Source organism: Corynebacterium striatum (assembly GCF_016728105.1).
Taxonomy (GTDB): Bacteria; Actinomycetota; Actinomycetes; order Mycobacteriales; family Mycobacteriaceae; genus Corynebacterium; species Corynebacterium striatum.
Genome location: NZ_CP068158.1, coordinates 1634928 through 1661578, shown reverse-complemented (window position 1 = coordinate 1661578; position 26651 = coordinate 1634928). Strand labels below are relative to the sequence as shown.

The following is a 26651-nucleotide window of genomic DNA, read 5'->3' as shown; positions in this document are numbered from 1 at the left end:
CCTACTCGAAGTAATCCTCATCCACCTCAACCAGCGCTACAGTCCGCTTGACCTGCACGCCCACGCCGTAGCGGATCATCAGTTCCGCCAGCCTGTCCCCGTCGATTAAGACGACGCGTGACGCCACCGCATCCGCGTACTCCTGAGCTCTATCGGAGAATTTCGCCGTGGTCAGGAACACCCCACGGTCTGCCTGCGCGCCCTGCAGTGCCCCCACGAACGCCTGAATATCCGGACGGCCAATGCTCTTGTCCAGTCCATACCGCTTGGCCTGCACGTAAATACGGGACAGCCCCAGTGCATCCTGGTCAATAATCCCGTCGATGCCACCGTCATTGGATAGCTGCGTACGCGTGGCTTTTCCCTGGGTTCCTCCGTATCCCATGGCCATGAGCAGGTCCAGCACTGCTTGTTCAAAGAACGCCGGCTCGTTCTCATGCAGCCTAGTGAGCAGCTCACCAGCCACAAACTCATTGTTGCGAGACACACCGGTTTCCACCTGCTCTACCGGATCCAGCTCGCTCTCGGATTCTGGAAGGGCGCTTGGCTTATCGACACCCACCTCGTCCCCAGCCTTACTTCCCCGATTCCGGCCCCGCCACGTTAGTGCCGCTTCCGTGCCCGCAATCTCTCCCAACAGCTGTTTCTCCGTCATCCCTTCCGGATAACGTGCCAACAGATCACGACCAAAGTCTGTAATTTGAAAGCGTGCCCGCGCAGGCGAGGTAATGGCATTCGCCTTCTTAAGGAACGTCAACGCCCATCCAACACGGTTTTCAAAGCGCGACTGCCCGGAAACTATGGTCTCAAGCCGCTCTTCGTCAGTAATGCCCGCATAAGACGCAGTTATCTCGATGAGCTCCCGACGTCGAAGCTCAGCTCCATTCGCATTAAGGGCTTCCAGCACCGAGATCATGTAGGCTTCCCATCTTTCGATAGCCATTAGAGTTCTCCTTGGAATGCGCGGGTGGATAAGGACTGTCGGAGCTCCTCAAGAGAGGACCGCTGAATTTCGACTCTTTCTTGTTCTGACTTCAATAACTCAATTTGAAGCGATAAGGCTCTTACTTCATCTCGCGTCAGACTTGGGATCGGTGTTCGAGAAAGTTGTGACTTATTTATCGAAGCAATACCAGTTGTTTGTTTCGCTGACCTCAAGAAATGTTTCTTAGGCCTCGAACTACCAAGTATCGCAGCCAGCACTTCAGGCGTCATTACAGTCGAGTCTTTCAGAATGCGGACTCGAAAAATGTGGTTTTGATGGATGCAAATCGGGATCTCGTTATTCCACACCGTTCCTCTACCGAGCTTGTCGGGATCCCCACCTTCTGTCAGAACAATGTCGCCCGATTGCAACTGGTATCGCGATATCTCGTCATTTGTCGCGTTGATTTCCTTAATCGGATGTAGCTGAAGGAATCCATCCTTAACATTGGAAACCGAAAGGTACGGCACTATCGAGGTTGCACTCTCTTTCGAAACCTTTCTACCCTTTGTAATTCCAGATTGAATCTCGGAGATGCTACCGAGCTCAACTTCTTGATCCCCCCTTTCCTTTAGAAACTCTTCAACGACAACTCGCTTTAGAGCTTCAAGGCCTTCAACTTTCTTAATCTGCATTGAGACTAGCCGGCCGGCCTCGTCCAAAATCGCCGCGATGCGGCGCTGCTCGTTGAGGGGAGGGAGAGGGATTAGCGCCTCTGCAAGTTTCTTGGCAGAAAGGTGTTTCACCGTTACGAAGGCCGTCTTTTCCCAAATATCGCGCAATGGAAATTGCAGCGCATGAAACAAGTAACTATCTGTAATGCGCTGTTCATCTGCCGATACTCTACAAACCCGTTGGTTAAGAAGCGCTGGCGCAGATTTCCATCTCGCATAATTAAAGTCGCCATCCATGCCAACCAGAATCTCCCCTGGTTGGATGAGGTATTTCTTGTCCCATACTCCCGAATAGTAGGTGCTTGTTGAACCTGAAACCACGTCCCGAATCCGGATGATTGGCATTTCTCCTTCGGCACCAAAGTCTTTGGAGGAAAAGGCGAACCCATTCAAGATTTCCACGACATCCCCCAACCGCACCATCGGCCAGTCATGCCTTGCAGTGCTTGCCATGTTATTTCCCCTCGCTGAGCATGACCTTGAGGTTGGCAAGGCCTTGGGTGATGTCGCGGTCGAGTTCTTCGATCTCGGCAATGATGTCCATAGGGTCGCGGGTTTCTTGTGCTTCGAGGACGATCTCCTTGTAGCGGTTCATGGAGAGGTCGTAGTCGGCTTGGGCGATTACCTCTTTGGGCACGGTGAAGGAGTAGTCCGTGCGGGCGCGCTCACGCTCGTCGGTGGTGCGGGAGTGCCAGCGGGCAACCACGTCCGGAAGGTTGTTGAGCTTCAGCTGCTCGTCGGTGAGAGTGACGGGAGTGGGGTCTTCGGCAAGCGCGGGATCGCTAAGGTCCTGGATGTGGGAGGTAGGGGAGGGGCCGAGCAAGGGGCGCTCGAGAAGCGGAGTGCGCTTGTCATCCAGGGAGTAACCATCCGCGGTGACGTCATAGAACCACACCTCATCGGTACCGCCGGAATCCGTGCGGGTAAAGCACAGGACAGCGGTGGACACCCCCGAGTAGGGCTTGAACACGCCGGAGGGAAGCTTGATGACAGCATCTAGACGCTGATCCTCAACCAAGGTTTTGCGAAGGGCTTTGTGCGCCTTGGTGGAGCCGAAGAGGACGCCTTCAGGGACAATCACCGCGGCGCGACCACCCGGCTTGAGTAGTTGCAGGAAGCGGTGGACAAAGAGGATCTCCGTCTTCTTGGCCGTCGTCACCGACTTGAGTTTGGGATCGATGGCGTCCTTATCCAGGCTACCAGCAAAAGGCGGGTTAGCCAGGACGAGGTCGAAGTCCTCAAACGTCGTGGGTAGCTTCTGCAGGGAGTCGTGGTGGGAGATGTTGGGATCTTCAAAACCATGCATGAACATGTTCATCGCCGCGATGCGCACCATGGTCTTGTCAAAGTCGAAGCCCGTCAGGCCCTCATCGGTAAACGTGGTGCGCGTTTCCTTGTTAAATAGGTCCTCGCGGTGATGAAGGGCAATCCAATCATTGGCGGCCACCAGGAAGCCTGCGGTGCCGCAGGCTGGGTCGCACAACCAGTCACGATGGATACAAGACCCCAGTGCGGAGCGGTTCCATCAGATAGCGTAATTACCGGCTATGACCAGCATTTTTACGCCGGATAAGCAGATCGAGAACTGGGTTGCCATACTGGCGAGAGGGCTCCCTCGCAAGGTTCAGGTTCGCCTCTGAACCGGAGTGAACCAGTCAGGCATTCGCGCGCAGCAATTGCTGAGGGGCTGATCGCCACAACAGAAACAACCAGCGTAGACGTCGCGCTGTTCCCTTCTCGGATGAGCTCGGAAGAAAGGAACAGCGCGAAGAAGTGCTAACGATCAGAGTGCCCTGTTTACAACAGTCCCATCTAACAGATACCCGTCGCGGCCTTGAGTGCGTCCCGGAATTCGGTCATACGGTTATCCTGGTTGTAGAACGGCAGCCCGATAATGCGGTAATCGGTGTTGTCGACATAGACGGTGTGCGGGATCGCGTTCTGCTCGATGGCGAGTAAGAAGTCCTCCTTCCACCTGTCAGTTTCGAGCAGGTGCGTGCCCTTCGGCTCCACGTAGACCTGTTGCTGTTTGTAGGGCTGCCCCTTCTTGCGCAAGAAGAGGAGGAAGTCGGGCTCGAATCGCTCGCCGGTCTCGAACGAGTAGATGGCCAGCGGCGCGAGCCTTTCGTTACGCACCAGATAGACCTCGTCGTAGCGCTGCTTGAGGTCGTCGACAACGCTCGAGAAGTACTTAACGAAGAGCTTCTCTTCGCTAGTGCCATAGTTGTCGTTGTAGACATACCATTCAGCGCTCTCGAGATTGACGCGACGACTGGTGTCAGGATCGCTAATCTGGCTGGTGCCGATCCCACCTTCGACCGGATTCGCGATCTGTAGGCGCTTGTTGCGTAGCACCTCGTTCAATCGTTTGGCTTCGAACTGGTGCGTGCCTCGGTAGGTGACCTTGATACCTGCCAGGTAGCTGGCGACAGCTAGGAACACCTTGTCCAGGCCCGCCCGCAGATCGGTCGCATTGAGGTCTTCAGTATCGCTTTGGAAGGTGATCTCAGTGTTGCCTAGGTAGTCGCTAGACGTGATGAACTCGCGGGCCGAGTTCAGATGAGGGAAATAATGCTTAAGCACCTCGAAACGCAGTGCGTCGTAACTCGCCAACGACCCCAAAGTCACGTTCAACGGTATCTCGCTGATCTTTCGGCGGATCGTATGAGTTTTCGTACTCTTGGATGCCTCCCTTTGCCCGCTGTCGGTTTCGAAGAGGCTTACGAGCCGGGAAGGTGCGTGTCGGACGTCGAGCTGATAGAACGCGGACTTCACCCGGTTATCCAACTGGGTGACCTCCTCGCGGGAGACTTCCTCGCGGTGGTTACTGAACACCATCGCTTCGTGGTAGAAGTCTGTCTGCTTGAACGCCGGTTTGAGTTCGTAGGTAACTTCGGTGACTTCGTCGGGAAGCAAGCCTGTTTCACGTAACGCCAGGCGAAGCTCGGTGATGTACTTCGAGTCTTGCTTGGAGTGGTAGAGCAGGGTTTCAAGGAGCCGGTTCGGGCTATCAAGATCCTGATCGTACTTCCGGACAAACTTGTCTTCTTGATCGCGTTCGACGGACTCATTCTCGAGCATAAACGGGAAGTAGCGGGCTCCGCGTCCGATCAGTTGCGCTTCCTTGATCGTGTACGCGCCGGGTTTTCCTGCTTTGCCTCCCTGCCGTGTTTCGTAGAGACGCACGATGTCGTAGAGGTTGAGAACGTCCCAGCCTTCGTTGAGCATGTCGACTGTGAAGATGATTCGATACGGGTTGGAGTGATCTTCGAGCGAGTTCACTGCCAGTTGCTTCTCCGTTGAGTTGTCTGTGGAGCCGTTCATGATGATGGCGTTCTCTTCGCCGAACCCCTGCTGGATACTCGATCGCAGGGAGCGCAAGCTCGGGTCCTTCGCTTGGAAGTAGCTGATCACCTCTTTCATCAGACCGTCGGTGGCCATCTCGAGGATCTCGTTCTCGGTGAGTCGTTGGAGTCGCTGGAAGAACTCGTTGTAGAACGCTTTAGAGTCATCGATCCTTTGCGATTTCAATAGCACCACGGGCTTCGAGAAGACGCCGCCGTCGGCAAGCAGCGCGCGACGATACTCCGACAAGACAAGAGCTTGAAGAGTTCTACCCCATGGGTCGAGGACAGACTGGAAGTTCTGGAAGTCCTTGGTGAACCCGGACTCGCGGAACCGTGCCAGGGGGTAGTCGAAGACGATCTTGTCTTTGTACTTCTGCAGGATGTTACGGTCACGCAGATCGACAGTCGCAGTGAACTCCAACAACACATTGTCCCGGTTGCCCAGGAAGGCTGAGCTGACCGTGTACTCCCACGAGCGGTCCTCCTCGTCTTCAGCCTTCGTTGCCCTCTTGGTGCGCGTATTCACGTGGTGCGACTCATCCGAAATCATCACCACGGGTGCATCCTCGAAGTCATCGGTTGTGAGCGCATCTTCCTTCGGGTCGAGGAAATCCAGATGCAGCTTTTGGGTCGTCGAGAAGCAGAGGTTGATTGCGTTCGGGTCGGCCGCAGCAAAGTTGCCGACCTCGTTGATGGGAACCCGCATGCCGTCGATCTCGATTGACTCCGCGAAGAGATACTTCGCTGAAGCCGAGTCCAAGAAGTTGGCTTTGGTCTTCTCGATGATGTTCGTTTGGTTCACGAAGAACAGGAAATTACGGTAGCCGAGCGAGTAGTAATGCAGGATAAGGCCAGCCATCATCACGGTCTTACCTGAACCCGTCGCCATGTGATAGAGGAGATGGGTCTGGCGGTTCTTCGACAGCTTGTCATTGCTCAAATACTCGAGCGTATTTGAGAACGCATGCTCCTGGTATTCACGCAACTCGATGTGAGGGGCGAGATTCTGCTCGATGTGTGTAGGTAGCTCGTGTCGCGCCCCGAAGTCATAAAAGAGATCGAGTTGCTGGAACAGGAACATGTCTTGGGTATTGGGGACGCTCATTATTCGCCCTTCTGGTAGAAGGACTTCGTGAACTCGACATCAGCCTTCTCCAAGCCGAGGTCGGCGTCCTCGACTTCCGAAGCGTTGACGTACAGCCGGTTCTTGTCAACCAGCTCAGCCACGGTCATTTTCTGGTCGTCGAAAGACAGCTCCGCAAAGTTGGACGCGGAAGCTGCTATCTCGTCGGGCAGAACAGATGGTCGCAACAGGCCCCGCTCAGTTGCTTGATCGAGTACCGCCTGAACCTCATCGGTGGTTGTCGCGTCTTGCAGTTCGCTCATCAGCTGCTCGCCCTGCTCGGCAAGCTCGAAGTAGACAAACGAGCCACCGCCCTTCCATTCCTGGGCTTGCGATACGCCACCTTGCTCTCCCTCAATGACTTTCTGCAACCGCGGGATCGTCACTGACGAGATGTAATCCATCTGCTCAACTCCGATGTAACGACGTCCCATTTTGTGCGCCACTGCGGCAGTAGTGCCGGAACCAAGGAAGAAGTCAAGCACCAAGTCCCCCGGCTTTGTAGCCAAATCCAACAATTTTGCGATCAACGCCTCAGGTTTTGGATTACTGAATACACCTCTACCGAGCAGATCATTTAAGTCCGTAGTTCCTACGGCGTTACGGTAGATTGATTCATCAAAAAACGCCTTATCGTTCTGAAGGACGGTCTGATCCTTGGAGGGGTCGAGGTAGATCTTTCGTCGAATCTTCCCTCCATCGAAGATAAGGTAACGATCTTTGTCCTCGAGGAATTTTTCCCTCTTCCACATCCATCGCCCATCACGTCCATTAACCTGGTCAGGCAATATAGTTTGAACAGAGTCGCCCCGACGCTCTAGGGACAGCACCCCGGCTGCATCTGCATAAATCGGATAGTAAAGGTTGGGCCTATTTTCACGATAGGCGTCGGACCCTGTCGCTTGCAGTGATCCTAGCGAGTACGAGCCATACTCATCCTTGTGAGGGTATGACTTAGTGCCCTTGTTGATCTTCGTGAACTGCACCTGCAGTTTTTCTTTCCCGTAGATGAGAATGAAGTCGTAAGGCCTGCGGAGCACATAATTGGCTCGGTTAGCCGCTGCGCCAGCTCCGGTCTTACGCGGTGCAGAAGCAATGAAGTTTTCCCGACCAAAAACTTGATCCATAAGAACTTTAAGATATGCCTGCTCATTGTCATCGCAATGCACATAGATAACACCATCTTGACACAACAGCTTTCTCGCAAATCCAAGACGGTTGCGCATAAACGTCAACCAGGATGAGTGATTGAAGCTGTCGTTGTAGTTGAAGCTGTCACCGCCCGTGTTATAAGGAGGGTCGATGTAGATACATTTGACCTGGCCTTCATACCGTTCTAGTAGCGAGCTCAGGGCGAGCAGGTTGTTGCCTTTGATAAGGAGGTTTTCGTTCTCATCGAACTCTGTTAGGCGCTCCTTGCCTTCTGCTGTGTATCGAGTCGCATTACAGAAAGCTTTCGGTGCGAGGAGTCTGGTCACTTCGTCAGGCGCGAGTGTCTCGTTGTAAAAGATCTCGTCACGGTGCTCGTCCTCTTTGTCTTGGCCGCCTTCAAGCACGCAGTCCTTGTAGGGCCACACCAGAGTAACCTCGCTCGAGGCTGAGATGAGGACGTGGTCATTGGCTGAGAGGCCGATTTTGTTTCGGTAGGCCGTGTAGCTGTCAGGTAGGAACTCCTTAGAGCTGACCACCCACATGAATTTCTCTTGGTCGAAAATGGTGATGCCATCGACGTTTTCGAAGAAATGCTCTTTAAGAAGAGGGGATGCCACTAGGCTGTGGATTAGCTTGGCATCTAGCAGCGAAACGGCGTCGCGAACTCGTGGTTTGAGTAGTTGGCCGTCCTGTGAAACGAAGCGCTCATCGCTCTTGAGCACAGCTTCGAGTTCTTGTAGGAACTTCATTGTTCCACCTCTTTCTTGATGGTTTTGGACGTGGTTCGCCGCTGGTTGTTTCGTGTTGAGGGAAAAGATTGGTTTGCGCGAGACATCGCAGTGAATGCCTCGTTGTATCTGGACCGGCGATCGAAGCGACTATTATTCGATTCTGAGATGGCCACGCAATTTGCCAGCAGGCTTTCTCGGCGGTATGCAACATGTTGGCTCATGTGTCTTCTTCTCCTTTCTCTTTGTCATCGGGCAAAACCTCGACGATGTCTGCCATTTGGCAGTCCAGCGCTCCGCATATTCGTGCGAGCACTTGTGTTGTCACTGTCTCGTCGCGTCCCATCTTGGCGATAGTGGCGCTTGAGAGGCCGGTTGCTTTGCGGAGGTCTTGTTTTGTCATGTCTTTGTCGATCAGGGTTTTCCAGAGAGGTTTGTAACTGACCGCTGGTGTCGTCATTCGGAATCTTCCTCTTCTGCAACGTCTATGACGTCTTTCAGGTAGCCGTAACGGCCGTTTTCGGTGTTTTTGGTGAACTCAATGAGATTTCCCATAAGGGAGCGGTCAACCCCGGGAACTTTGTCGGTATTCTCCAGGATGATGATTTGCTGGTGTGCAGCCTCTTGCGTCAGATAGGTGAAGAGTCCCTCGCGCATGGATTCTGCCGCTTCTGCACGTCCTTGGTCAAAACCTTTAAGTGGAGAGTCGATGACCAGGACTCCTGGGTAGTGCGGTGAGCGCCGTTCCCGTAGATACTTGTGGAAGGCCAGCATGAGTACCGTGTTGAAATAGGCTGAATATCCCTTGCCTTGCTCATCTTTTTTCGGGTAACCGGCAACCTCGATGTCCACGGTTTCTTTGTCGAAGGAGACCCTGTCTGCTCCCACAAAGTGCGCAGTCCGCAGAATGTCGGTCATGATCTTGCGCATGCTGTAGAAGAAGTTCGGTTCGAACAGGTCGAGTGGTTTGAACTTCTCAGTCGCCTCTGCGGGAGTTTCCATCTCATCCAGGTCCGCTTCCAAGCGATTGCGCTGCTCCAACAGCTGCTCGTGAAGCACTTGAGCCTCCTGGGCCGCTTTCAAGTTAGAGAGTGTTTGCTCGAGCTGAAACCGAGCTGGCTCAATTTGCTGCGTGAGCTGATCATGAAGAGATGCACGCTGTTGCTGCAGGTTAGCTCGTCGGTTTCGGAGCTCGCCAAGCACCTGGTGAAGCTGTTCTTGGTTTCTATGCGCACCTTGGGCCAGCTGCGCGATACGCTCATGGGCTTGACTGAGGGCCGTGGTGTCAACATGGTCATCGATATCGGCGTTGTAGTGATTTCCACAGAATGCGCAGGTGTGTTCGTCGGATTCCGCGACATGTAGCGCAGCTGCCTTCAGCTGGAACTCGAGTCGATCCAGATCAGCCTGGTACTGAGTGACCAACTTGCCTCGCTGGGCGGCGAGAACTTCCAGTTCAGGTAGTTGCTGATCTACTTCGTTGAGTTGCTGCGTGACCAGGGCATCCTTGGCCAATACCCGTTCGCGCGCTGACATGATCTCGTTGAGGTCGGAACGCAGTTTGGCCGCAAAGGCATCGAGCGTATGCCCCTGCTGTGCAGCCTGCTCAAGTATCTGTTGGGCTTGTTGAATGCGTGTTTCAAGCTGATCGAGTTTGCTGTAGATGAAGCGTTCGACTGCGCGCCTACGGGCACTGCGTTGGGCGGAGGTCTCGTGATCCTCGAATTCGTCTAGATTCGCATCTTGGATAAGTACCAGCAATGTGCTCAGGGCCGCCGTTTTGGAGAACACAGAGAGGTTCCGAGGCATCAGCATCGACGGTTCTTCACGGTCAATCTGGCGTTCGTTCACCAAGATGATGTGGTCTAGTGAATCCCATGTCAGTGGCTGCTTCTGGAATGCCTCGTTCTTGATGACTTGGCGTGACGGGTCGATTCCGAGCAGTGTCATCATGACGTTGTTTATCGGACGCTTAGATTTCCGGCTCAGGTGGTAGGTCGCACTCTCGATTCGAGGGTCAGTGGACTCAACCTCGATCGGCTTGCCACGTTCAGAGTCCCGGTGGAATGTGACTTCACCCTCTGGTGTCACGATCGTGACGTGCGCACGTGTGTACCCGGTCTTCCGGGTAAACGGCAGGCTCTCATTATCGCCGAACACCCAACCGATGGTTTTGAAGATCCTTGTTTTGCCAGTGTTGGAAGGCCCGATGACGGTGTTCAGCCCTGGCTGGAAATCGACCGTTGAGGCTGTACCGTCGTCTCGGGTGCCTGCGACTTGTTTGATCCAGAACTTGGGAGTCATTGCGCTGCCCCTTGTGTCGTGCGCTGGACAAGCACACCGATGAGTTGTTGTTCGACGAGCGTCTTGACTGCGGTCCTGTACTCGTCAGCAAAACTCCCATCGAGCAGAGTTTGCTGATCGGTCGCCGACTCGGCGGCAGTGAACGATGTTGCCTGTTTGTTCGATAGTGCGTACCCCGACCGGACGAGACGTTTGAGCCCTGCTTCGACCCTTGCGCGGCGTGCGTCGTACTCAGCGAGTGCGAACTCGTTGTCGCCGTGGATGTTCCGGTCTCCGTACCCAAAGAACTGCATGTACGTAGCAACCAGATCGATCGCCGTGATCTCATCGAGGCTCGCTGGTCGGTCGATGATGGGCAACGCCATGAGTAAACGCGCCGATGTCTCTGAGGAGCTGTTAAACAAGCCTGCGCACATTACTCATCCACCCACATCATGCGGCCCTCGTTGGTTAAGACGTGGCACATGCCCTTGCGATGTCTGTTTTGTATCAACGTCGGAAATTGGGTGATCGCTGACGCTGTCAACTGTGTTCGAGTAGAAGCGGTGAGTGTGGCTCGCATGCGCTTCAGCCCATTTGGATGATCATCGCGGCATGTGTCAATCACCCCGTCGTAAAGATCGTCCTTAAGTTGGTCAAAGACGTCCTGGTCTTCCAGAACGTCGCGAAGGTTACGACTGAGCCCTTGCGCATCCCAGAAGTAACCGCGCTGCTCTTGGTATTCACGTGCATGGCACTCGGGAAGGTCAGTGTCTTGGGCATAGTCGGCTTGATCGAAGCTGCCGAAGGCAAGGCAAAGCTGACGGATATAACGGCCTTCAATGTCTGCGTCAGGTGCTTCTGGCGGCTTCGGGGTATCCGGCCAACGAACCTGGCTCCGGCCGAGCTTGAGTTTCTGCCCCTCGATTCGCCCTTTCGACAGCTCGATGCCCTCGAAAATCTCAATGATCGGAGCCACGGGGATGTTGTCGGCCAGAATGTCTTTACCCTTGCTGTTGGCATCCAAGATGGCTTGCAGCCACCGGGTCAATGCCGCAGGCAACTCCTCTAAAGCCGCAACTGTGATACCAAACTCTGCGAGGGCACGCTGGAAGTCTTCCAGTGCGTCAATACTGAGCTGTCTCAAAAGGCCTTCGAAAGCCGACTGATCTAGATGGGCGGCAAAGCTACGCGCTTTCCAGGCGGGCAGACGCCGCTTGCCATTGAAGATCTTATTTAGATCAGTCTCGTTGACACCTTTCCAGACCCCCACCTGAATCGCGGTCGTGCCGATTGGGCGTTGAGACTCACTTTTGGATTCGAACTCTTCCAGCTCGTAGGTGTCCAAGATGATGTCGAAAAAGTCCTTAACGAACCCCTGCTTGGTCTTTGCCATGCCCGGCAGGTGACGATAAAGCAGCTGAAGATAAGGCCCCAGAGCGTACGTATCCTTGGGCTTCTCTGCCATCGCACACCTCCTGCCTGCGGATCTTGTCACCACCTTGCCTCATCTCGCCTCATCTCGCCTCGGGCGAAAAAGGCCCTTCTCTCTAGCGTGGAAACCAGTGAGCGAGGGCTAGATCCGGACGGACGGAGCAACAAACTCATCCTACCGCTTCTACTCGCGATCGTGGTCAGAAAGTTCACGTTCGTGAGCACCTCTTGCTCATCTGGGCGCAGTAACTGCCGCGTCCAAGGCGGACCAGAGGAAGGAGGACAGCGATGAGTAAGACACGCAACACCAAGCAGACGTCGCGAGCCGTCGCCAGCCAGGCATCGGCCGCACTTCGCGACGGGCGCAGCAGCGCTCGGACCAAGTCGGTCGCAGCATCTGCGCTTGCGCAGGCACGCCCGAAGCGGCGGAAGTAGTCGCATCTGGTCCGCAGCGTAGCTAACTGAGGACCTCACTTTTCAACCATTCATTTCAGGAGACAACTCGTCGGGCCCGGCGGGTACCTACCTGGACTGTCAGCTCCCCGCTGGCTGCCAGGTAGGTGCCCGCCTTCTTTGTGCCCGATGAACTCCTGAAACAACAAACCGACGCAGCTCTGTCTCCGCAATCCACCCAGTTGGTGGAGAAACGGAGACCACGGTGTCCCACCGTCCTCACAAATCACACCATGCCCCTTACTCCGTCCGGACCAAGAAGGTCAGCGGCAAGGTCTACACCCAGATCTACGTGCCTTCGTCCATCTCGAAGGACGGCATCCAGAACTATGCGTGGATCGAGCTCGTCGACCCACCCGTTGGCGACGAAGAACTTGGCCTGAGTGCCGATGAGGTTCTCTCCTTGCTCTACGACCCGACGTACGTGCCGGAGTGGAAAGTCGCATATCTGCACACTGCCTACCGCAGTTTTCGTGCCGCTGAGAACGCTCGAAACCGTGGCGACCTCTCCTATAGCGACTGGGAAGTCGAGGTCCACGACGGACCCCAGTACTTGAACGTCTTGGTTCATGAAGACCAGGTCGACAGTGAGCTGGTTGTCGATTGGCTGCTGTCTCAGGTCAGCGTCAAGCAGGCCGAACATATCCGCCTGCACGTGTTTGAGGGTCTTTCCTTCGTGCAGATCGCGCGTGAGGAGCTGCCCGGTGCAGGCGAAGCCGAGGTGGCCAAGCGAGCGAACAGCATCGGGCGCTCGGTCAAGCGGGCCTTGAAGAAGCTTCAGGAATTCATCGAGCAGGAATGTCCGGATCTGGCTCCCGTCGGGGGCGTATGAGTGCCCGGCCCGCATGAAGGCCAGCACAAACCGACGCTCATCTGATTCAGAAGGAGGAAACGATGTCCAAGCATCGTCTCAAGGTCACGTTGACTGACCAGCCCGAACCTGACGCTGCGGTCTCTACCCGCAAGGTCAGTATCCGAAGCAGGATCGCCCGCAAGCTGCTCGGCAACCCACAGCAGCTTACCGTTCTCGTGCCGGGCAACCAGGTCCGCTCAGTAGAAATCATCCGCCCAGACGACGACCTCCTGGCGCTGGCCCGTGCCGTCGGCGTTACCCGGAGCGGTGGTGATGCCGCGTGAACGTCACCGAAGCGAACCGCTACGTCCCGGCGCTGAAACGGATCGCGGAGGGGGTCACGATGCTGGCCTCTGCGATCGAAGATGCCGCGTGGGAATCGTTCGAGGATCACCCGTGTATGTCGGGGGCTCGCCCGATCGCCGCAGCCCAGCTTGCCCAGCCTGCGCTGGAAGCTGCAGTCGAAGAGTACGAAGCGGCCCACCAGCCGCCAGCCCCGGCACCGGCTCCGGAGGTTGTGCCGGTGTCGTTGGAGCAGGTCCGCACGGTGTTGGCGCGCCTGTCACAGGCGGGCCATACCGCGCAGGTGCGTGAGCTCATCCAGGCAGCTGGCGCAAACAAGCTCTCCGAGGTTGACCCGTCCAAGTTCGGGCGGCTGCTGGAGCAAGCGGAAGCGATTGCTGATGCCTGACCAGCACGCACTGCTCAGCGCCTCGGGAGCGCACCGCTGGTTGGCCTGCCCGCCGTCGGCAACGCTGGAGGCCGGGCTGCCGGAGTCCTCCTCGCAGGCTGCCGAGCAGGGAACCGCCGCGCATGCGCTTGCGGAGTGGAAGCTGCGCCGCGCCCTGCATGACGCGCCGACCACGAAGCCTGTCTCGAGCTGGCATGACGAGCAGATGGATGCCCTGACGGATGACTACGTGGCCTTCGTCCAGGAGCGGGTGCGTGATGTGCGGCAGGCGTGTGCTGATCCGCAAGTGCTCATCGAGCAGCGCCTGGACTTCTCCCACGTGGTGCCGGGTGGGTTCGGCACTGGCGACTGCGTGATCATCGCTGAGCCCACGCTTCAGATCATCGATTTGAAGTACGGCCAGGGTGTCATGGTCGAGGCCGAGCACAACCCGCAGCTCATGTTGTATGCGCTCGGAGCGTTGAATGCGTTCGGGTCGCTTTACGACATCACCGAGGTGGCGGTGACGATCTTCCAGCCCAGGCGCTCGAACGTCTCGACGTGGACGATCCCGGTGTTTGAGCTGGAGGCGTGGGCGGAACAGGTGGTGAAGCCTCGTGCCGCGCTGGCTGCCAGCGGTGATGGCGAGTTCGCTCCCGGTGAGTGGTGCCGGTTCTGCAAACTCTCACCTACCTGCCGGACGCGTGCTGAGGCGAACCTTGCGCTTGCCAAACATGAGTTCGCACCCCCTGCCGAGCTCACCGATGCCGAGATCGCACAGGTGCTGGCCCAGCTTCCGGATCTGAAGGCCTGGGCTGCCGATGTGGAAGCGTACGCGCTGTCGCTGGCGGTGAACCAGGGCAAGAACTGGCTCGGGTTCAAGCTCGTCGAAGGCCGCTCGATCCGCAAATACTCCGACGAGTCCGCTGTCGCTCAGACGGCTGAGGCAGCCGGTGTCGATGTGTGGGATCGCAAGCTCAAGACGATCACCGCGCTGGAGAGGCAACTGGGCAAGAAGCGGTTTTCCGATCTCCTCGGGGGCCTCGTGGTCAAACCCGCCGGTAAGCCCACGCTCGTGCCCGAATCCGACAAGAGACCCGCACTGGAAATCCAGTCAGCAACAGATGAATTCACTGCAATCAAGTAACGAACAAGAAAGAAGGTAAGACAAGATGTCTGCAACCACGAATCCGACCCGTGTGGTCACCGGCGAGGTTCGCCTGTCCTACGCCAACATTTTCGAGGCGAAGTCCATCCAGGGCGGCAAGCCCAAGTACTCCGTGTCGCTGATCATCCCGAAGTCCGACACCGAGACCCTGGCCAAGATCGAACGCGCCATCGACGCGGCGATCGATGCCGGGACGGCCAAGTTCGGTGGCAAACGACCGAACAAGGCCGCCTTGAAGCTCCCGCTGCGTGACGGCGACATCGAGCGCGACGACGAAGCATATGCGAACTCCATGTTCGTCAACGCCAACTCGACCACCCCACCCCAGGTCGTGGATGCTTCTCTGCAGCCGATCCTTGACGCCAACGAGGTCTACTCGGGCTGCTACGCACGGGTGAGCATTTCGTTTTACGCGTTCAACACGAACGGCAACCGGGGTATCGCCTGCGGGCTGGGCAACATCCAGAAGCTGCGTGATGGCGAACCGCTCGGCGGCAACCGGATCAGCGCCGAGGCCGACTTCGGTGGCTTCGCAGCAGCCTCGGACGACTTCCTGAACTAGAAGAGCGGAGAAGCATCATGAACGAGTGTTATTCAGCAGCGCTGTCAGCAAACACCACCACAGTCGTGGAACTGATCGTTGGCGCTGTCCTCGGTCTCATCGTCATAAAGGTCGCCTCTGTGATTGCCGAACGGTGGACGATCCACCGCGATCGCAAGCGCATCGACAAGCTCATGGCTGACACCGAGGCTGAGCTCGAAAAGTATCACGCTGACCACGACCGCTAACCCCTCACCCGTGCTGGGAGGACACCACGCCCGCTTCAGGGTTGCGGTGTCCTCCCAGCACCCATTGTTTTCTAGGAGCTGTCGCGCATGCGTGAACTCTTCATTGACATCGAGACCTTCTCGCCGGTGAACCTGGCGAAATCCGGGGTGTACCCCTACGCCGACCACGACGACTTCGAGCTCCTGCTGTTCGGCTACTCGATCGACGGCGGCCCGGTCAAGGTCGCCGATCTCGCCAACGGAGACCAACTGCCCGATAAGGTGCTGGCCGCACTCGTCAACCCGCACGTAGTGAAGTGGGCATTCAACGCGGCCTTCGAGCGCATCTGCCTTTCAAGCTGGCTCGCCAGACAACATCCAGAGCTCATGGCGGGCCGCAGGTTTCTCGATCCTTCCCAGTGGCACTGCACCATGGTCTGGAGCGCGTACCTCGGCCTGCCGATGAGCCTGGAGCAGGTCGCCACCGCCCTTGACCTTCCGGTACGAAAAGACGGTGCAGGTAAGAAACTCATCCGTCAGTTCTGTACCCCGGCCAAGCCCAGCGTGTTCAACCAAGGCGGGATGCGCAATCCACCCGCATCCGACCCGGACGGGTGGGAGCAGTTCATCTCCTACAACCGGCGCGACGTCGAGGTGGAGTTGGCCATCCACGACCGGCTCGCCGGTTTCCCGATGCCCGAAGCCGAGTGGGACACCTACGCCCTGGACCAGAACGTCAACGACACCGGCATCCGGCTCGACCGGGTGCTCGTGGACAACGCTGTGGCGTGCGACCGGCAGCACCGCGCCGCCACACTGACCCGCGCCCAGGAACTCACTGGACTGGAGAACCCGAACTCGCCGATCCAGCTCAAGGAGTGGCTTGCCGATCACGGCACGCCCCTGCAGTCACTGACGAAAGACGAAGTCGCCGCCGCGCTCGACACCGCTACCGGCCAGGTGCGTGAGGTCCTCCTGCTGCGCGGTGAGCTTGCGAAGTCGTCGGTGAAGAAGTACGAGGCCATGCAGCACGTGGCAGGTCGTGATGGGCGCGGACGGGGGTTCCTCCAGTTCTACGGGGCAAGGCGCACCGGGCGTTTCGCTGGCCGCCTCGTCCAAGTCCAAAACCTGCCCCGCAACTACCTACCAGACCTCAGTGAGGCCAGAAGCCTCGTGAGGACCGGAAACTATGATGCGGTCGAGCTGCTCTACGACTCCGTGCCCGACACGCTTAGCCAGCTGATCCGCACGGCGTTCATCCCCGCCGACGGTCACAGGTTCGTGGTGGCCGACTTCTCCGCGATCGAGGCGCGGGTCATCGCGTGGCTTGCAGGCGAGGCCACCACGCTTGAGGCCTTCCGTGACGGGAAGGATTTGTACTGCGAGACCGCGAGCCGCATGTTCGGTGTCCCCGTCGACAAGCACGGAGCCAACGCCGAGCTGCGTCAGAAGGGCAAGATCGCAGTGCTCGCCTGTGGCTATCAAGGCGGCGTCGGTGCCCTGAAAGCCATGGGGGCGCTGCGGATGGGGCTCGCCGAGTCCGAGCTCCAGCCGCTGGTCGACGCGTGGCGGGCAGCCAACCCGAACGTCGTGCAGCTGTGGGCCGACATCAACGCCGCCGCCATCGAGGCCATCTCTACCCGCCTGCCGACAAGTGTTGGTGCGCTGACCTTCACCGTGGAATCCGGGATCATGTTCATTCGCCTGCCCTCCGGACGCCGCCTGGCCTACGTCAAACCCAAGCTGGGTGAGAACAGGTTCGGTGGCACTGCCATCACGCACGAGGGCATCACGACGGGTCGAAAGTGGGGCCAGTTGGAAACCTACGGTGGGAAACTCACCGAGAACATCGTCCAAGCCGTCGCCCGAGACCTGCTCACTTTCGGCATGCACCAGGTCGATCGCGCTGGGCACAGGATCGTCATGCACGTCCACGACGAGATCGTGGTGGAGACCGCCACGGCCACCGTGGACGAGATCTGCAAACTGATGGCCATTACGCCTGACTGGGCAGCGGGGTTGCCGCTAGCGGCAGACGGGTACGTGTGTGATTTCTACATGAAGGACTGATATTGCTGGGCGGAATCGAGGCGACGATGGACATAGGAGAACAAGCTGAAGGCATCGAGGAAGTCATGTTTACCTTCCTCACTACCTAGTCGGGTTTTGTGAGCGCGGGGATTGCGATAGTGCCCGTGGATCCCTATAAGCAGGTTCTTAAAACCCTTGTGCTCTGATTTTTCCGACTCCGTGGAAAAGTTATTAATCACGAGCTTAGGGGCAGAATTGTTTGTTCCCAAAGCTGCGTCGAACAACTCCTGACCATCGTCGGTCAAGCTAGTAAGGATACGGATGCGGTCAGGGATCGACTTGGCTGCCTCGGATATCGCGTGGAACAGAGACTCCGCGATCAGTTCTTGGCTGCAATACTCCATTAGGCGTTCGTGGGTACCGCGCCGCTGAAGTTCCTCCACGAGAGAGCTGGTAAGACGCTCGATATCATCGAATGTGCGTGCCGCCTCAGCGAGTTGGGTCAACTCGCCAGCATCGTCGATATGCCATCCTTCGGTCGCCAGCACCTTGTTGAGCAAGCGGCGCAAATCATTCCAACGCTGACGATCGGTGGTATGCCGTGCCGGGCTCATCGCAGTCGTTATGAACTCACGAGTGAGTTGACCTGCTTGCGCTGCGGACATTCCTTCCGTAAGCGCGCCAAACAGTCCTTCTCGCTTACTCCCGGCAACACGCGGTGGCGCACCAATGTCGAGGAGAAGCTCGTCGATTTGGCTTCCGCTTAGGCCCGGCAAATCGGTACTTGCCAGGACATTCGCAATACTGCGGATAGTCGAGCGTTGGGAGAAAGAATCGGACTGCATCACCGCTCCAGCTTCTCATGTGAGCGAGTGGCCTGAGTATTTCAGCAAGACCCGGGTGTCCGGATTCTTGCGCGCTCAGGGGCGTATGCGTGAGAGCCCGACGCGGCCGCACCCGTGGCTTGCTGGAATTCACGTCAATCCTGGCTCTTAGAAGGAGCCAGACATGGCTACGAGAGATCTTCAGGTATTCACCAACGATGCCTTTGGAATGATCCGAACTGTCGAGCATGAGGACAAGGTGTATTTCTGTGGCCGCGATGTGGCCACCGCCTTGGGGTACAAGGATCCAGTTAACGCCATCAAGCAGCATGGACGTGGGGTGGCGTTTCACCACCCCATCACGGATGCGCTCGGTCGCACTCAAGAAGCCCGGTTCATCACCGAAGGTGACCTGTACCGGCTCATCTTCTCCTCCAAGCTCCCCGCAGCCCAGGACTTCGAAGCCTGGGTTGTCGACGAGGTCCTTCCCACCATCCGCCGCCATGGCGTCTACGCTATCGACGAACTGTTGGACAACGACGAGTTCCTCGAGCACGCCATCGTCCAGCTTCGCTCCGAGCGGGCCAAGCGGCTGGCAGCCGAGCAGGCCCTGCTTGAGGCCGCCCCGAAGGTCTCCTACTACGATGTCGTGCTCCAGTCGGACTCGCTACTGACCATCACCGAGATCGCCAAGGACTATGGCTTGTCGGCGAAGAAGCTGAACTTGCTGCTGCACGACGCCGGGGTGCAGTTCAGGCAGTCCGGCCGCTGGTTCCTCTACGCCCCCTTTGCCGAGCAGGGCTACACGCAGTCCAAGACCCACGAGTACGACGAGGGTAAGACCCGCACGCACATGTACTGGACCCAGAAGGGTCGCTTGTTCGTCTATGACCTGTTGAAGAACCGGTTCGGCCTGCTGCCGGTCATCGAGCAGGACGGCGGTGCGGCATGACGACGACTGCTGTCAACATCGACCTGGGTTTCTCGCCCCACAACACGGAGGGCTACCCAGATCCCACCGCGTACAAGGCGCTGAAGAGTCTCCAGCGCGCCGAGTACGGATACCGGCCTTTGGTCTACATCTGCTCCCCGTACGCCGGTGACGTCGAGAACAACGTGGAGCTGGCTCGCGCGTTGTGTGCTCACGCGGTGGCACGTCGCAAGATTCCGCTCGCACCACACCTGTTGTTTCCGCAATTCATGGACGACACCGACGCGAGTGAGCGTGAGTTGGCGATGTTTTTCAACCGGATTCTTCTGAGCAAGTGTGAGGCGATCTGGGTCTACACGGCCCGTGTCTCGGCAGGGATGCGCGCCGAGATCGAATGGGCTCACCACCTCGAACTGCCGATCACCTATTTCGACGCTGACTTTGAGGAGGTCACTCTATGAAGGCGATGACGATGTTCACCGCCACCGTCGCGGGCCAGCAGAACAACGCCCACTACCCGAACCCGCACACCGTGACCACGGCAGCCGACCTGGAGGCGGTCGCCAGGCTGGATCATGTGGTTGCCGAATACCTAGGCAGCAGACGCTCGGCAGCCAGTTTCGTGACCTCCAACTGCCTGGTATTGGACGTCGACAACGCCCACAGCGACGATGAGGCCACATGGGTCACCCCAGAAACCCTCGCCGAGCAGCTGCCAGACGTAGCGTTCATGACCGCCACCTCCCGCAACCACCAGCGGGCGAAAGGAGCCCAGTCGGCCAGACCCCGCTTCCACATCTACTTCCCAATTAACCCCGTGGCTGACGCTGAGGCCTATGCGGGGCTGAAGAAACAGCTTGCTTCCAGGTTTGAGTTTTTCGACCCTAACGCGATCGATGCTGGCCGGTTCATCTATGGCCACGATGATCCGAGTGTCACCGTGGTCGAGGGTGAGCGCACCATCGACGCGTGGCTTGCCGACGCGGTGGATGAGGACGTGTTCGCCCAGTGGGATGACGCAACCCAGACCATTGAGGAAGGCTCGCGTAATGCGACGTTGTCGAGGTTTGCTGGCAGGCTGTTGATTCGCCTCGGCACGACCGATGAGGCGCGCGCCTTGTTTGACCGCAAGGCCGCTCGCTGCAACCCGCCGCTGCCCGAGGCGGAGGTGGAGTCGATCTGGAGGTCGGCCACCCGGTTCGCCAAGACGGTCGAGAACCAGCCCGGGTATGTGCCACCAGAGGATTTTGAGGCGAGCCTGGATTCGGTACGACCCGCCGATTACAGCGACGTCGGCCAAGCCCACGCACTTGCCAAGGCCTATCCGGACTCGCTGCGCTACTCGGAGGCCACCGACTGGCTCGTCTATTACGACGGTGTCTGGTACGAATCCGCTCCCGCAGCCCAGGCCGTTGCCCAGGAGCTCACCGAACGCCAACTGGCCGAGGCCCACGAGCTGCTCGAAGACGCCAAAGACCAGCTCGCCGCCACGGGGGCTGCCATGTTGCTGGCGTCGATGTCGAAGGCGAAAGCCCAGGCCCTGTTCAACGCCGCCCAACAGGAGGCGTTCGCCGCCTTCGAGGACGCGAAAACCTATGCGGCCTACGCACTCAAACGCCGCGAATCACGCGGGATCACCAACTGCCTGAAAGAAGCCCGCCCCATGCTGCTGACCACCCCTGAGCAGCTCGATGCAGACCCGTATCTGCTCAACACCCCATCAGGTACTTACGATCTGCGCCACGGAGCCGCATCGCGCCGCGACCATGATCCGGCGGATCTGGTGACCAAGCAGACCAGCCTCGACCCGGGCACCGACGGCGCGCACCTGTGGCAGGAAGCCCTCGAGGTGTTCTTCCAAGGCGATGCCGAGCTCATCGCCTACGTGCAGCGCATCGTCGGCCTTGCTGCGATCGGGCAGGTGTTCGTCGAAGCCCTCGTCATCGCTTACGGGGATGGTCGCAACGGCAAATCGACGTTCTGGAACACCATCGCCAGAGTCTTGGGCACGTATGCAGGCAACATGAGTGCTGATGTGCTCACGATCGGTGGGATGCGCAACGTCAAGCCTGAGCTGGCTGAGGCCAAAGGCAAACGCCTCATCATCTCTGCCGAATCCGAAGAGGGCGTGCGCATGTCCACCTCGGTGGTCAAGCAGCTGGCCTCCACCGATCAGATTTACGCGGAGAAGAAGTACAAGGCACCGTTTGCTTTCACCCCCTCGCACACCTTGATTCTCTACACGAACCATCTGCCCAGGGTGGGTGCGATGGATGCGGGCATCTGGCGCAGGCTCATCGTCATCCCCTTCGAGGCGAAGATCGAAGGCGCATCCGACATCAAGAACTATGCCGACTACCTTTACACGCAGGCAGGCGGGGCGATCCTGGCCTGGATTATGGAGGGCGCGCGCCTCATCCACGCCGAGGACTACCACCTGAAGGCTCCGGCCCGCGTGGTGGAGGCATCAGCGGCGTATCGGGACGAGAACAACTGGTTCGCTCAGTTCCTTGATGCCAACTGCGATCTTGACCCTGGGCTGTCGGAACGGGCCGGGGATTTGTATCAGGCCTATCGGGCGTGGGCGATGTCGACCTCCGGGTGGGCGCGTCCCATGGTCGATTTCAACGCCACCGTCGAACACCACGGCTTCACACGTAAAAGGACGATGCACGGCATGTTCGTCCACGGTTTGGCCTTGAAGAACGAGTTCGACAACTAAGCCAGACGGGCCTTATGACGACCTATGACGACCCATATGTGAGTTTGCTATAGGGCAGAAAAATAGCCCTTAGGAAAAGTCCATATCGCATCGTCATAGGTCGTCATGGGCCTCTCACGAGAGGACATGAACCATGAACGAGCACGCAATCGAACAACACTTGAAGCAAGCCGTTGAGGCGATTGGTGGCCTGTGCTGGAAATTCACCAGCCCCGGCACCGCTGGGGTTCCAGACCGCATCTGCATTCATCGCGGACGCGTCATCTTCGTCGAGCTCAAAGCACCCGGACGCCTCCCACGTCCCATCCAACGCCGTCGCATCCAGCAGCTGAAGGATCACGGCATGGACGTGGTCGTCGTTGACAGCATCGACGCAGTCCAGGAGGTGGCTGATGCGCTACGAGCCGCATGACTACCAACGACTGGCCACCGCCTTCGTTGAAGATCACCCGCAGGCCGCGATCCTGCTCGGGATGGGTCTGGGCAAGACGGTGATCACCTTGACGGCCATCTGGAATCTGCTGCTGGACTCCTTCCAGGCCCGCCGCGTCCTCATCGTCGCGCCCCTGCGGGTCGCCCGCGACACCTGGCCCGCCGAGGCCACCAAGTGGGACCACCTGGCAGGGCTCACCATTGCCGTCGCCGTCGGGTCGAAAACCCAGCGGGTGGATGCGCTTGCCGCCGAGGCGATGGTGACGGTCATCAACCGCGAGAACGTGCCCTGGCTGGTGCGCCACCTCGGCAAAGCCTGGCCGTTCGACATGGTCGTCATCGACGAGCTGAGCTCGTTTAAGAACCACCGGGCGCAACGGTTCAAAGCACTCGCCTCCGTGCGGCCACGTCTCACCCGGATCGTGGGACTGACCGGCACGCCCGCAGCTAATGGGCTGATGGACTTGTGGGCGCAGTTCCGTCTGCTGGATGAGGGCCAGCGCCTCGGCAGGTTCATCACCCACTACCGCAACCGCTGGTTCGTACCCGATCGGCGAAACGGCCAGCAGATCTTCACCTACAAGCCCGCACCCGGTGCCGAGGACGAGATCTACGAGGCGATCAGCGACATCACCTTGTCGATGCGCACCACCGACTACCTGCGCCTGCCTGAGCTGACGGTCACCACGACGCTCGTCGACCTCGAACCGAAGGAGCGCAAAGCCTACGAGCGGTTGCGAGATGAGATGGTGCTCGACCTCGACGGGCAGGTCATCGATGCCGCGAACGCCGCAGCCCTGTCAGGCAAGCTCCTGCAGCTGGCCTCGGGCGCGATCTACACCGACGGCGGTGACACCGTGGTGGTGCATGACCGCAAGCTCGACGCGCTCGAAGACCTCGTGGAGGCGGCCAACGGCCAGCCGCTGCTCGTGGCGTACTGGTTCAAACACGACCGTGAGCGCATCACCGAACGGTTCCCTGGGGCCCGCGAGCTGACAACCAGTACCGATATCGAAGCGTGGAACGCCCGCGAGATTCCGCTGGCGCTCATCCACCCGGCCTCAGCCGGGCACGGGCTCAACCTCCAGCAAGGCGGCAACCTCCTGGTCTGGTTCTCCCTGACCTGGTCCTTGGAGCTCTACCAACAGACCAACGCGAGGCTCTACCGCCAGGGACAAGACCAGCCGGTGACGATCACCCACCTGGCCGCAGGCCACACCCTCGATGAGGCGGTTCTGGCCGCGCTGGACAACAAAGACATGACACAGGCTGCGTTGATCAATGCGGTCGCCGACACTCTGGGAAAGCAGGCACACTCATGAACGACCACCCCATCTGGGACTACTTCGACTACCGCAAAGCCGCTATCGGCGTCCTCCAGGACTACGCAACCCAAGCTGTCATTCTCCAGCAAGGCGACGGGTACGCCGACGAGCTCAAAGCCTCACTGACCTCAATCGGCTCACCCCGATTCGACGGCCTGCCACGGGGCAACAACCCGCACGCCGGTGAAGCGCGAGTCTGCTCGATCCTCGACAACCTCGACGCGCTCAAAGCCCGCAACCAAAAGGCGCAGGCCTACATGGATTGGTTCAACCCGGCCTGGGAAAGCCTCAGCGACGATGACCGGCTGGTCCTCGAGGTCTTCTTCCTCGACGACCTCTCCGCCGAGGACGCCGCCGTCAAAGTCGCCGAACACTTCTACGTCGAACGCAAGACTGCCTTCGCCAAGAAGCAGCGCGCCCTTGCCCGCTTCGCGCGTCTCTTGTTCGGCAGAGACTGAAGCATTGGCGCGCATGAGTGTCGCAAAGAGGGGATGACTTTCAGGGTGTGCCTGTCGCATGCTGTAAGTGGTTGAAAAGTAGGTCCCGACCCCCAGACGAATCATCACGGTTCGTCTGGGGGTCGTTGCCATGAACGACAAGGGTGGTGAGACGGATGCCTTTCAAACCCAAGCGCCCGTGCTCCCAGCCCGGCTGCCCCGAGCTGACCGAGACGCGGTTCTGCCCCGAGCACGCCCGCGCCGAGGACACCCGCTACCGGACCTACCAGCGCGACCCGAAGATCAACCGACGCTACGACCACCGGTGGCGAAAGATCCGCGCGGCCTACGTCGAAGCCCACCCGTTGTGCGAGGACTGCCTGGCCCGTGGACGGTACACGCCCGTGGCTGAGGTCCACCACGTGATCCCGCTCGACCACGGCGGCACCCACGACGAGTCGAACCTGCGCAGTCTGTGCAAGCCGTGCCACTCGCGCCAGTCCGCGCTCGATGGCGACCGGTGGCGGCAAGCCCCTCGGGTCTACAGCTACTAAAAGCGCTGTGTGCCCGCCTCTCGCGGCCTACCTGATGACCCTCACCTGTGCCGACCTCGAGGCCGCTGGCCCGGCACGAGGCGACGTGGCGCGTTCGCCGAGGGGGTGGGGGCGAGCGGATCTCCACAACTGGCGCGCTCCTCAGCGGGCGGGGCCAACCGCGCACAAAATCCACGAATCAAACCGGGTATTGACCCGCCGTCTTGAGCTGGTGCGTTTTACGGTGTCTGGTTTGGGGCTTTCGGGCTTGCCTTGTTGGCTTTCTGGTGGGTGCGCAGTTTCTTGATGGCCCAGTCGTAGTGGCTGGGTGCTGCTGAGACCAGGTAGGAGCCCAACGAGGTGGTTCCTGTCCACGGGAAGTACTTTTTAGTGAACAGCTCCTCATCGGTGAAGCTTTCGATGAGCTCGATGATCTGGGAATGGCTCGAGCCCAGCATGTCCTGTATGTCGCCCAGTGACGTGTCTTGGTAGTGCTCCCAGATTTCCATGTTTAGGGATGGCGTGGTCCGCCACGTGTGAGGTGCGGGCAGGAATGGCCGGGCAGTCCCGTTTTGATTGGCGTCAACGAAGTCGAACAGCATTTTTTGCCACGCATAGAGATGGGCAAGGACATCGCGCAGATTCTTGTCCCTGCCCCAGTGGGGTTCAGGACGGTCGAAGTCAGCGCCGAAAAACAAGCCGACGCTTTCTATCTCTGGCCGCATGGAGTCAATCAATGATTGCAGCACGTCCCATTGGGAGGTGGTTGCTGTCAGCAGTTCCGTTTTCGTTTTCGCTCGGGCCATACCCAATTAGAACACAGGACGGCGAGGAAGCACTAGGGCGTGTTGCTAAATGGTGTTCCGGGGTGCGTGGGTGATGCTGGAGTCATGTCGAGAGGTGTCATCACCGACGAGGTCTGGGAGCTGATCGGGGACGTGTTCCCTGCGGTGAACACGAGGGGCCGCCCGCCGGTGGGCCGGCGCACGGTGGTTGAGGCGACCGCGTGGCGGTTCCGGACGGGGTCAGCATGGAGGGACCTGCCCGAGCGTTTCGGGAACTGGAACACGATCTACAAGAACTTCCGCCGATGGGCGACCGAGGGTGTCTGGGAGGACCTGCTCACCCATGTCCAGCGGCGGGCCTCGCTCGCGGGCGAGGTCGACTGGGTCGTGTCGGTGGATTCATCGATCGCGCGTGTGCATCAGCACGGTGCGACCCTGCCCCGGGGCACAGGGGGCTCCATCGAACTACAAGAGATCCGGGCCGGAGCCGTGTGACCACGCGATCGGCCGGTCACGAGGTGGTTTGACGACGAAGATCCACCTGGTCTGCGATGGGTGAGCTCGCCCGCTGGCGTTCGTGCTGACCGGTGGACAGGTCGCGGACACGAGCGTGTTCACCTGCGTGCTCGACGAGATCCGCGTCCCCGGGCGAGGCCAGGCGCGCACGAGGCCGGACCGGGTGCTCGCGGACAAGGGGTACCCGTCGAAGAAGAACCGTGCCTGGCTGCGCGAGCGCGGTATCAAGGCCACGATCCCCGAGCGCGCTGACCAGATCGAGAAGCGTCAAAAGAGGCCGGGCCGACCGATCGACTTCGGCAACGAGCAGCGGGAACGCTACAAAGGGCGCAACGTCATCGAACGATGCTTCAACGCAGTGAAGCAGTGGCGAGGGCTCGCTTCCCGGTTCGACAAGACCGCCCGCTCCTACGCGGCCGGAATCTACCTCTCCGCCACCCTCCAATGGATTTAGCAACACGCCCTAGAGGAGGTTTA

At 58.7% G+C, this 26651-nt stretch carries 24 protein-coding genes and 2 pseudogenes; 15 read left to right on the top strand and 11 right to left on the bottom strand.

Annotation, left to right across the window (positions count from 1 at the left end):
• Position 1: 1 nt before the first annotated feature.
• The 9 genes and pseudogenes from I6I72_RS07880 to I6I72_RS07840 form a co-directional block, all read right to left on the bottom strand.
• Complete coding sequence (locus tag I6I72_RS07880; protein WP_049152044.1) at positions 2 to 943, bottom strand: restriction endonuclease; 942 nt, start codon at positions 941 to 943, stop codon at positions 2 to 4.
• Complete coding sequence (locus tag I6I72_RS07875) at positions 943 to 2112, bottom strand: restriction endonuclease subunit S (protein WP_080970035.1); 1170 nt, start codon at positions 2110 to 2112, stop codon at positions 943 to 945. Before I6I72_RS07875 ends, I6I72_RS07880 begins: the two co-directional genes overlap by 1 nt.
• A 1-nt stretch (position 2113) precedes the next feature.
• Positions 2114 to 3142 (bottom strand): annotated as a pseudogene (locus I6I72_RS07870) (HsdM family class I SAM-dependent methyltransferase); the annotation flags it as partial.
• Positions 3143 to 3471: 329 nt separating this feature from the next.
• Complete coding sequence (locus tag I6I72_RS07865) at positions 3472 to 6111, bottom strand: DEAD/DEAH box helicase family protein (protein ID WP_201806659.1); 2640 nt, start codon at positions 6109 to 6111, stop codon at positions 3472 to 3474.
• Positions 6111 to 8030, bottom strand: coding sequence for a DNA methyltransferase (locus tag I6I72_RS07860; RefSeq protein ID WP_201806656.1), 1920 nt, complete (start codon positions 8028 to 8030; stop codon positions 6111 to 6113). Before I6I72_RS07860 ends, I6I72_RS07865 begins: the two co-directional genes overlap by 1 nt.
• A 199-nt stretch (positions 8031 to 8229) precedes the next feature.
• The gene (locus tag I6I72_RS07855) at positions 8230 to 8469 is read right to left on the bottom strand and encodes a helix-turn-helix domain-containing protein (RefSeq protein WP_201806653.1); all 240 of its coding nucleotides are present in this window, start codon (positions 8467 to 8469) and stop codon (positions 8230 to 8232) included.
• A complete protein-coding gene (locus I6I72_RS07850; RefSeq protein ID WP_201806650.1) occupies positions 8466 to 10313 on the bottom strand; it encodes an AAA family ATPase in 1848 nt (615 codons plus the stop codon). Before I6I72_RS07850 ends, I6I72_RS07855 begins: the two co-directional genes overlap by 4 nt.
• Entirely contained in the window at positions 10310 to 10729 is a 420-nt protein-coding gene (locus I6I72_RS07845) for an ABC-three component system middle component 2 (RefSeq protein ID WP_053087267.1), read from the bottom strand. Before I6I72_RS07845 ends, I6I72_RS07850 begins: the two co-directional genes overlap by 4 nt.
• Positions 10729 to 11760, bottom strand: coding sequence for an ABC-three component system protein (locus I6I72_RS07840; RefSeq protein WP_201806640.1), 1032 nt, complete (start codon positions 11758 to 11760; stop codon positions 10729 to 10731). Before I6I72_RS07840 ends, I6I72_RS07845 begins: the two co-directional genes overlap by 1 nt.
• Before the next feature lie 624 nt (positions 11761 to 12384).
• Between I6I72_RS07840 and I6I72_RS07835 the strand changes: the two genes are divergently transcribed.
• From I6I72_RS07835 to I6I72_RS07805, 7 genes are all read left to right on the top strand, one after another.
• A complete protein-coding gene (locus I6I72_RS07835; RefSeq protein ID WP_201806631.1) occupies positions 12385 to 13011 on the top strand; it encodes an RNA polymerase sigma factor in 627 nt (208 codons plus the stop codon).
• A gap of 62 nt (positions 13012 to 13073) precedes the next feature.
• Positions 13074 to 13316 (top strand): hypothetical protein, encoded by a 243-nt coding sequence (locus I6I72_RS07830; RefSeq protein ID WP_201806629.1) that lies wholly within the window; start codon positions 13074 to 13076, stop codon positions 13314 to 13316.
• Complete coding sequence (locus I6I72_RS07825; RefSeq protein WP_201806626.1) at positions 13313 to 13723, top strand: hypothetical protein; 411 nt, start codon at positions 13313 to 13315, stop codon at positions 13721 to 13723. The genes I6I72_RS07830 and I6I72_RS07825 overlap by 4 nt, the downstream gene beginning before the upstream one ends.
• A complete protein-coding gene (locus I6I72_RS07820; protein ID WP_201806623.1) occupies positions 13716 to 14849 on the top strand; it encodes a DUF2800 domain-containing protein in 1134 nt (377 codons plus the stop codon). The genes I6I72_RS07825 and I6I72_RS07820 overlap by 8 nt, the downstream gene beginning before the upstream one ends.
• A gap of 25 nt (positions 14850 to 14874) precedes the next feature.
• Positions 14875 to 15432 carry a DUF2815 family protein gene (locus tag I6I72_RS07815; RefSeq protein ID WP_201806620.1) on the top strand — a complete coding sequence of 186 codons (558 nt, stop codon included), beginning with the start codon at positions 14875 to 14877 and terminating at the stop codon, positions 15430 to 15432.
• Between the two features lie 17 nt (positions 15433 to 15449).
• The gene (locus tag I6I72_RS07810; RefSeq protein WP_071345769.1) at positions 15450 to 15659 is read left to right on the top strand and encodes a DUF1049 domain-containing protein; all 210 of its coding nucleotides are present in this window, start codon (positions 15450 to 15452) and stop codon (positions 15657 to 15659) included.
• A gap of 87 nt (positions 15660 to 15746) precedes the next feature.
• A complete protein-coding gene (locus tag I6I72_RS07805) occupies positions 15747 to 17708 on the top strand; it encodes a DNA polymerase (protein ID WP_201806617.1) in 1962 nt (653 codons plus the stop codon).
• Here the strand turns inward: I6I72_RS07805 and I6I72_RS07800 are convergent.
• Positions 17693 to 18514 carry a TIGR02391 family protein gene (locus I6I72_RS07800; protein ID WP_071345771.1) on the bottom strand — a complete coding sequence of 274 codons (822 nt, stop codon included), beginning with the start codon at positions 18512 to 18514 and terminating at the stop codon, positions 17693 to 17695. The two genes, I6I72_RS07805 and I6I72_RS07800, sit on opposite strands and share 16 nt — an antisense overlap.
• Positions 18515 to 18677: 163 nt before the next feature.
• Between I6I72_RS07800 and I6I72_RS07795 the strand changes: the two genes are divergently transcribed.
• The 7 genes from I6I72_RS07795 (at position 18678) to I6I72_RS07765 (ending at position 24894) form a co-directional block, all read left to right on the top strand.
• The gene (locus I6I72_RS07795; protein WP_049189301.1) at positions 18678 to 19445 is read left to right on the top strand and encodes a phage antirepressor; all 768 of its coding nucleotides are present in this window, start codon (positions 18678 to 18680) and stop codon (positions 19443 to 19445) included.
• Positions 19442 to 19885 (top strand): DUF7768 domain-containing protein, encoded by a 444-nt coding sequence (locus tag I6I72_RS07790; RefSeq protein WP_071345772.1) that lies wholly within the window; start codon positions 19442 to 19444, stop codon positions 19883 to 19885. Before I6I72_RS07795 ends, I6I72_RS07790 begins: the two co-directional genes overlap by 4 nt.
• Entirely contained in the window at positions 19882 to 22146 is a 2265-nt protein-coding gene (locus tag I6I72_RS07785) for a phage/plasmid primase, P4 family (protein ID WP_201806614.1), read from the top strand. The genes I6I72_RS07790 and I6I72_RS07785 overlap by 4 nt, the downstream gene beginning before the upstream one ends.
• 133 nt (positions 22147 to 22279) lie before the next feature.
• Complete coding sequence (locus I6I72_RS07780) at positions 22280 to 22558, top strand: VRR-NUC domain-containing protein (RefSeq protein WP_071345774.1); 279 nt, start codon at positions 22280 to 22282, stop codon at positions 22556 to 22558.
• The gene (locus I6I72_RS07775) at positions 22539 to 23900 is read left to right on the top strand and encodes a DEAD/DEAH box helicase (protein ID WP_201806610.1); all 1362 of its coding nucleotides are present in this window, start codon (positions 22539 to 22541) and stop codon (positions 23898 to 23900) included. Before I6I72_RS07780 ends, I6I72_RS07775 begins: the two co-directional genes overlap by 20 nt.
• Positions 23897 to 24361, top strand: coding sequence for a hypothetical protein (locus I6I72_RS07770; RefSeq protein ID WP_007000797.1), 465 nt, complete (start codon positions 23897 to 23899; stop codon positions 24359 to 24361). The genes I6I72_RS07775 and I6I72_RS07770 overlap by 4 nt, the downstream gene beginning before the upstream one ends.
• A 155-nt stretch (positions 24362 to 24516) precedes the next feature.
• Positions 24517 to 24894: an HNH endonuclease gene (locus I6I72_RS07765; protein WP_014320314.1), complete on the top strand. Its 378-nt coding sequence runs from the start codon at positions 24517 to 24519 to the stop codon at positions 24892 to 24894.
• Positions 24895 to 25112: 218 nt separating this feature from the next.
• Here I6I72_RS07765 and I6I72_RS07760 read toward each other — a convergent pair whose 3' ends face one another.
• Positions 25113 to 25679, bottom strand: a complete 567-nt coding sequence (locus I6I72_RS07760) for a ClbS/DfsB family four-helix bundle protein (RefSeq protein ID WP_005295544.1) — start codon at positions 25677 to 25679, stop codon at positions 25113 to 25115.
• An 84-nt stretch (positions 25680 to 25763) separates the two neighbouring features.
• Between I6I72_RS07760 and I6I72_RS07755 the strand changes: the two are divergent.
• Positions 25764 to 26628, top strand: a pseudogene (locus I6I72_RS07755) (IS5 family transposase).
• Positions 26629 to 26651: the final 23 nt, after the last annotated feature.

Coding starts and splice junctions, on each gene's coding strand:
- I6I72_RS07880 (WP_049152044.1), bottom strand. CDS start 943: ATGGCTATCGAAAGATGGGAAGCCTACATGATCTCGGTGCTGGAAGCC.
- I6I72_RS07875 (WP_080970035.1), bottom strand. CDS start 2,112: ATGGCAAGCACTGCAAGGCATGACTGGCCGATGGTGCGGTTGGGGGAT.
- I6I72_RS07865 (WP_201806659.1), bottom strand. CDS start 6,111: ATGAGCGTCCCCAATACCCAAGACATGTTCCTGTTCCAGCAACTCGAT.
- I6I72_RS07860 (WP_201806656.1), bottom strand. CDS start 8,030: ATGAAGTTCCTACAAGAACTCGAAGCTGTGCTCAAGAGCGATGAGCGC.
- I6I72_RS07855 (WP_201806653.1), bottom strand. CDS start 8,469: ATGACGACACCAGCGGTCAGTTACAAACCTCTCTGGAAAACCCTGATC.
- I6I72_RS07850 (WP_201806650.1), bottom strand. CDS start 10,313: ATGACTCCCAAGTTCTGGATCAAACAAGTCGCAGGCACCCGAGACGAC.
- I6I72_RS07845 (WP_053087267.1), bottom strand. CDS start 10,729: ATGTGCGCAGGCTTGTTTAACAGCTCCTCAGAGACATCGGCGCGTTTA.
- I6I72_RS07840 (WP_201806640.1), bottom strand. CDS start 11,760: ATGGCAGAGAAGCCCAAGGATACGTACGCTCTGGGGCCTTATCTTCAG.
- I6I72_RS07830 (WP_201806629.1), top strand. CDS start 13,074: ATGTCCAAGCATCGTCTCAAGGTCACGTTGACTGACCAGCCCGAACCT.
- I6I72_RS07820 (WP_201806623.1), top strand. CDS start 13,716: ATGCCTGACCAGCACGCACTGCTCAGCGCCTCGGGAGCGCACCGCTGG.
- I6I72_RS07815 (WP_201806620.1), top strand. CDS start 14,875: ATGTCTGCAACCACGAATCCGACCCGTGTGGTCACCGGCGAGGTTCGC.
- I6I72_RS07810 (WP_071345769.1), top strand. CDS start 15,450: ATGAACGAGTGTTATTCAGCAGCGCTGTCAGCAAACACCACCACAGTC.
- I6I72_RS07805 (WP_201806617.1), top strand. CDS start 15,747: ATGCGTGAACTCTTCATTGACATCGAGACCTTCTCGCCGGTGAACCTG.
- I6I72_RS07800 (WP_071345771.1), bottom strand. CDS start 18,514: ATGCAGTCCGATTCTTTCTCCCAACGCTCGACTATCCGCAGTATTGCG.
- I6I72_RS07795 (WP_049189301.1), top strand. CDS start 18,678: ATGGCTACGAGAGATCTTCAGGTATTCACCAACGATGCCTTTGGAATG.
- I6I72_RS07790 (WP_071345772.1), top strand. CDS start 19,442: ATGACGACGACTGCTGTCAACATCGACCTGGGTTTCTCGCCCCACAAC.
- I6I72_RS07785 (WP_201806614.1), top strand. CDS start 19,882: ATGAAGGCGATGACGATGTTCACCGCCACCGTCGCGGGCCAGCAGAAC.
- I6I72_RS07780 (WP_071345774.1), top strand. CDS start 22,280: ATGAACGAGCACGCAATCGAACAACACTTGAAGCAAGCCGTTGAGGCG.
- I6I72_RS07775 (WP_201806610.1), top strand. CDS start 22,539: ATGCGCTACGAGCCGCATGACTACCAACGACTGGCCACCGCCTTCGTT.
- I6I72_RS07770 (WP_007000797.1), top strand. CDS start 23,897: ATGAACGACCACCCCATCTGGGACTACTTCGACTACCGCAAAGCCGCT.
- I6I72_RS07765 (WP_014320314.1), top strand. CDS start 24,517: ATGCCTTTCAAACCCAAGCGCCCGTGCTCCCAGCCCGGCTGCCCCGAG.
- I6I72_RS07760 (WP_005295544.1), bottom strand. CDS start 25,679: ATGGCCCGAGCGAAAACGAAAACGGAACTGCTGACAGCAACCACCTCC.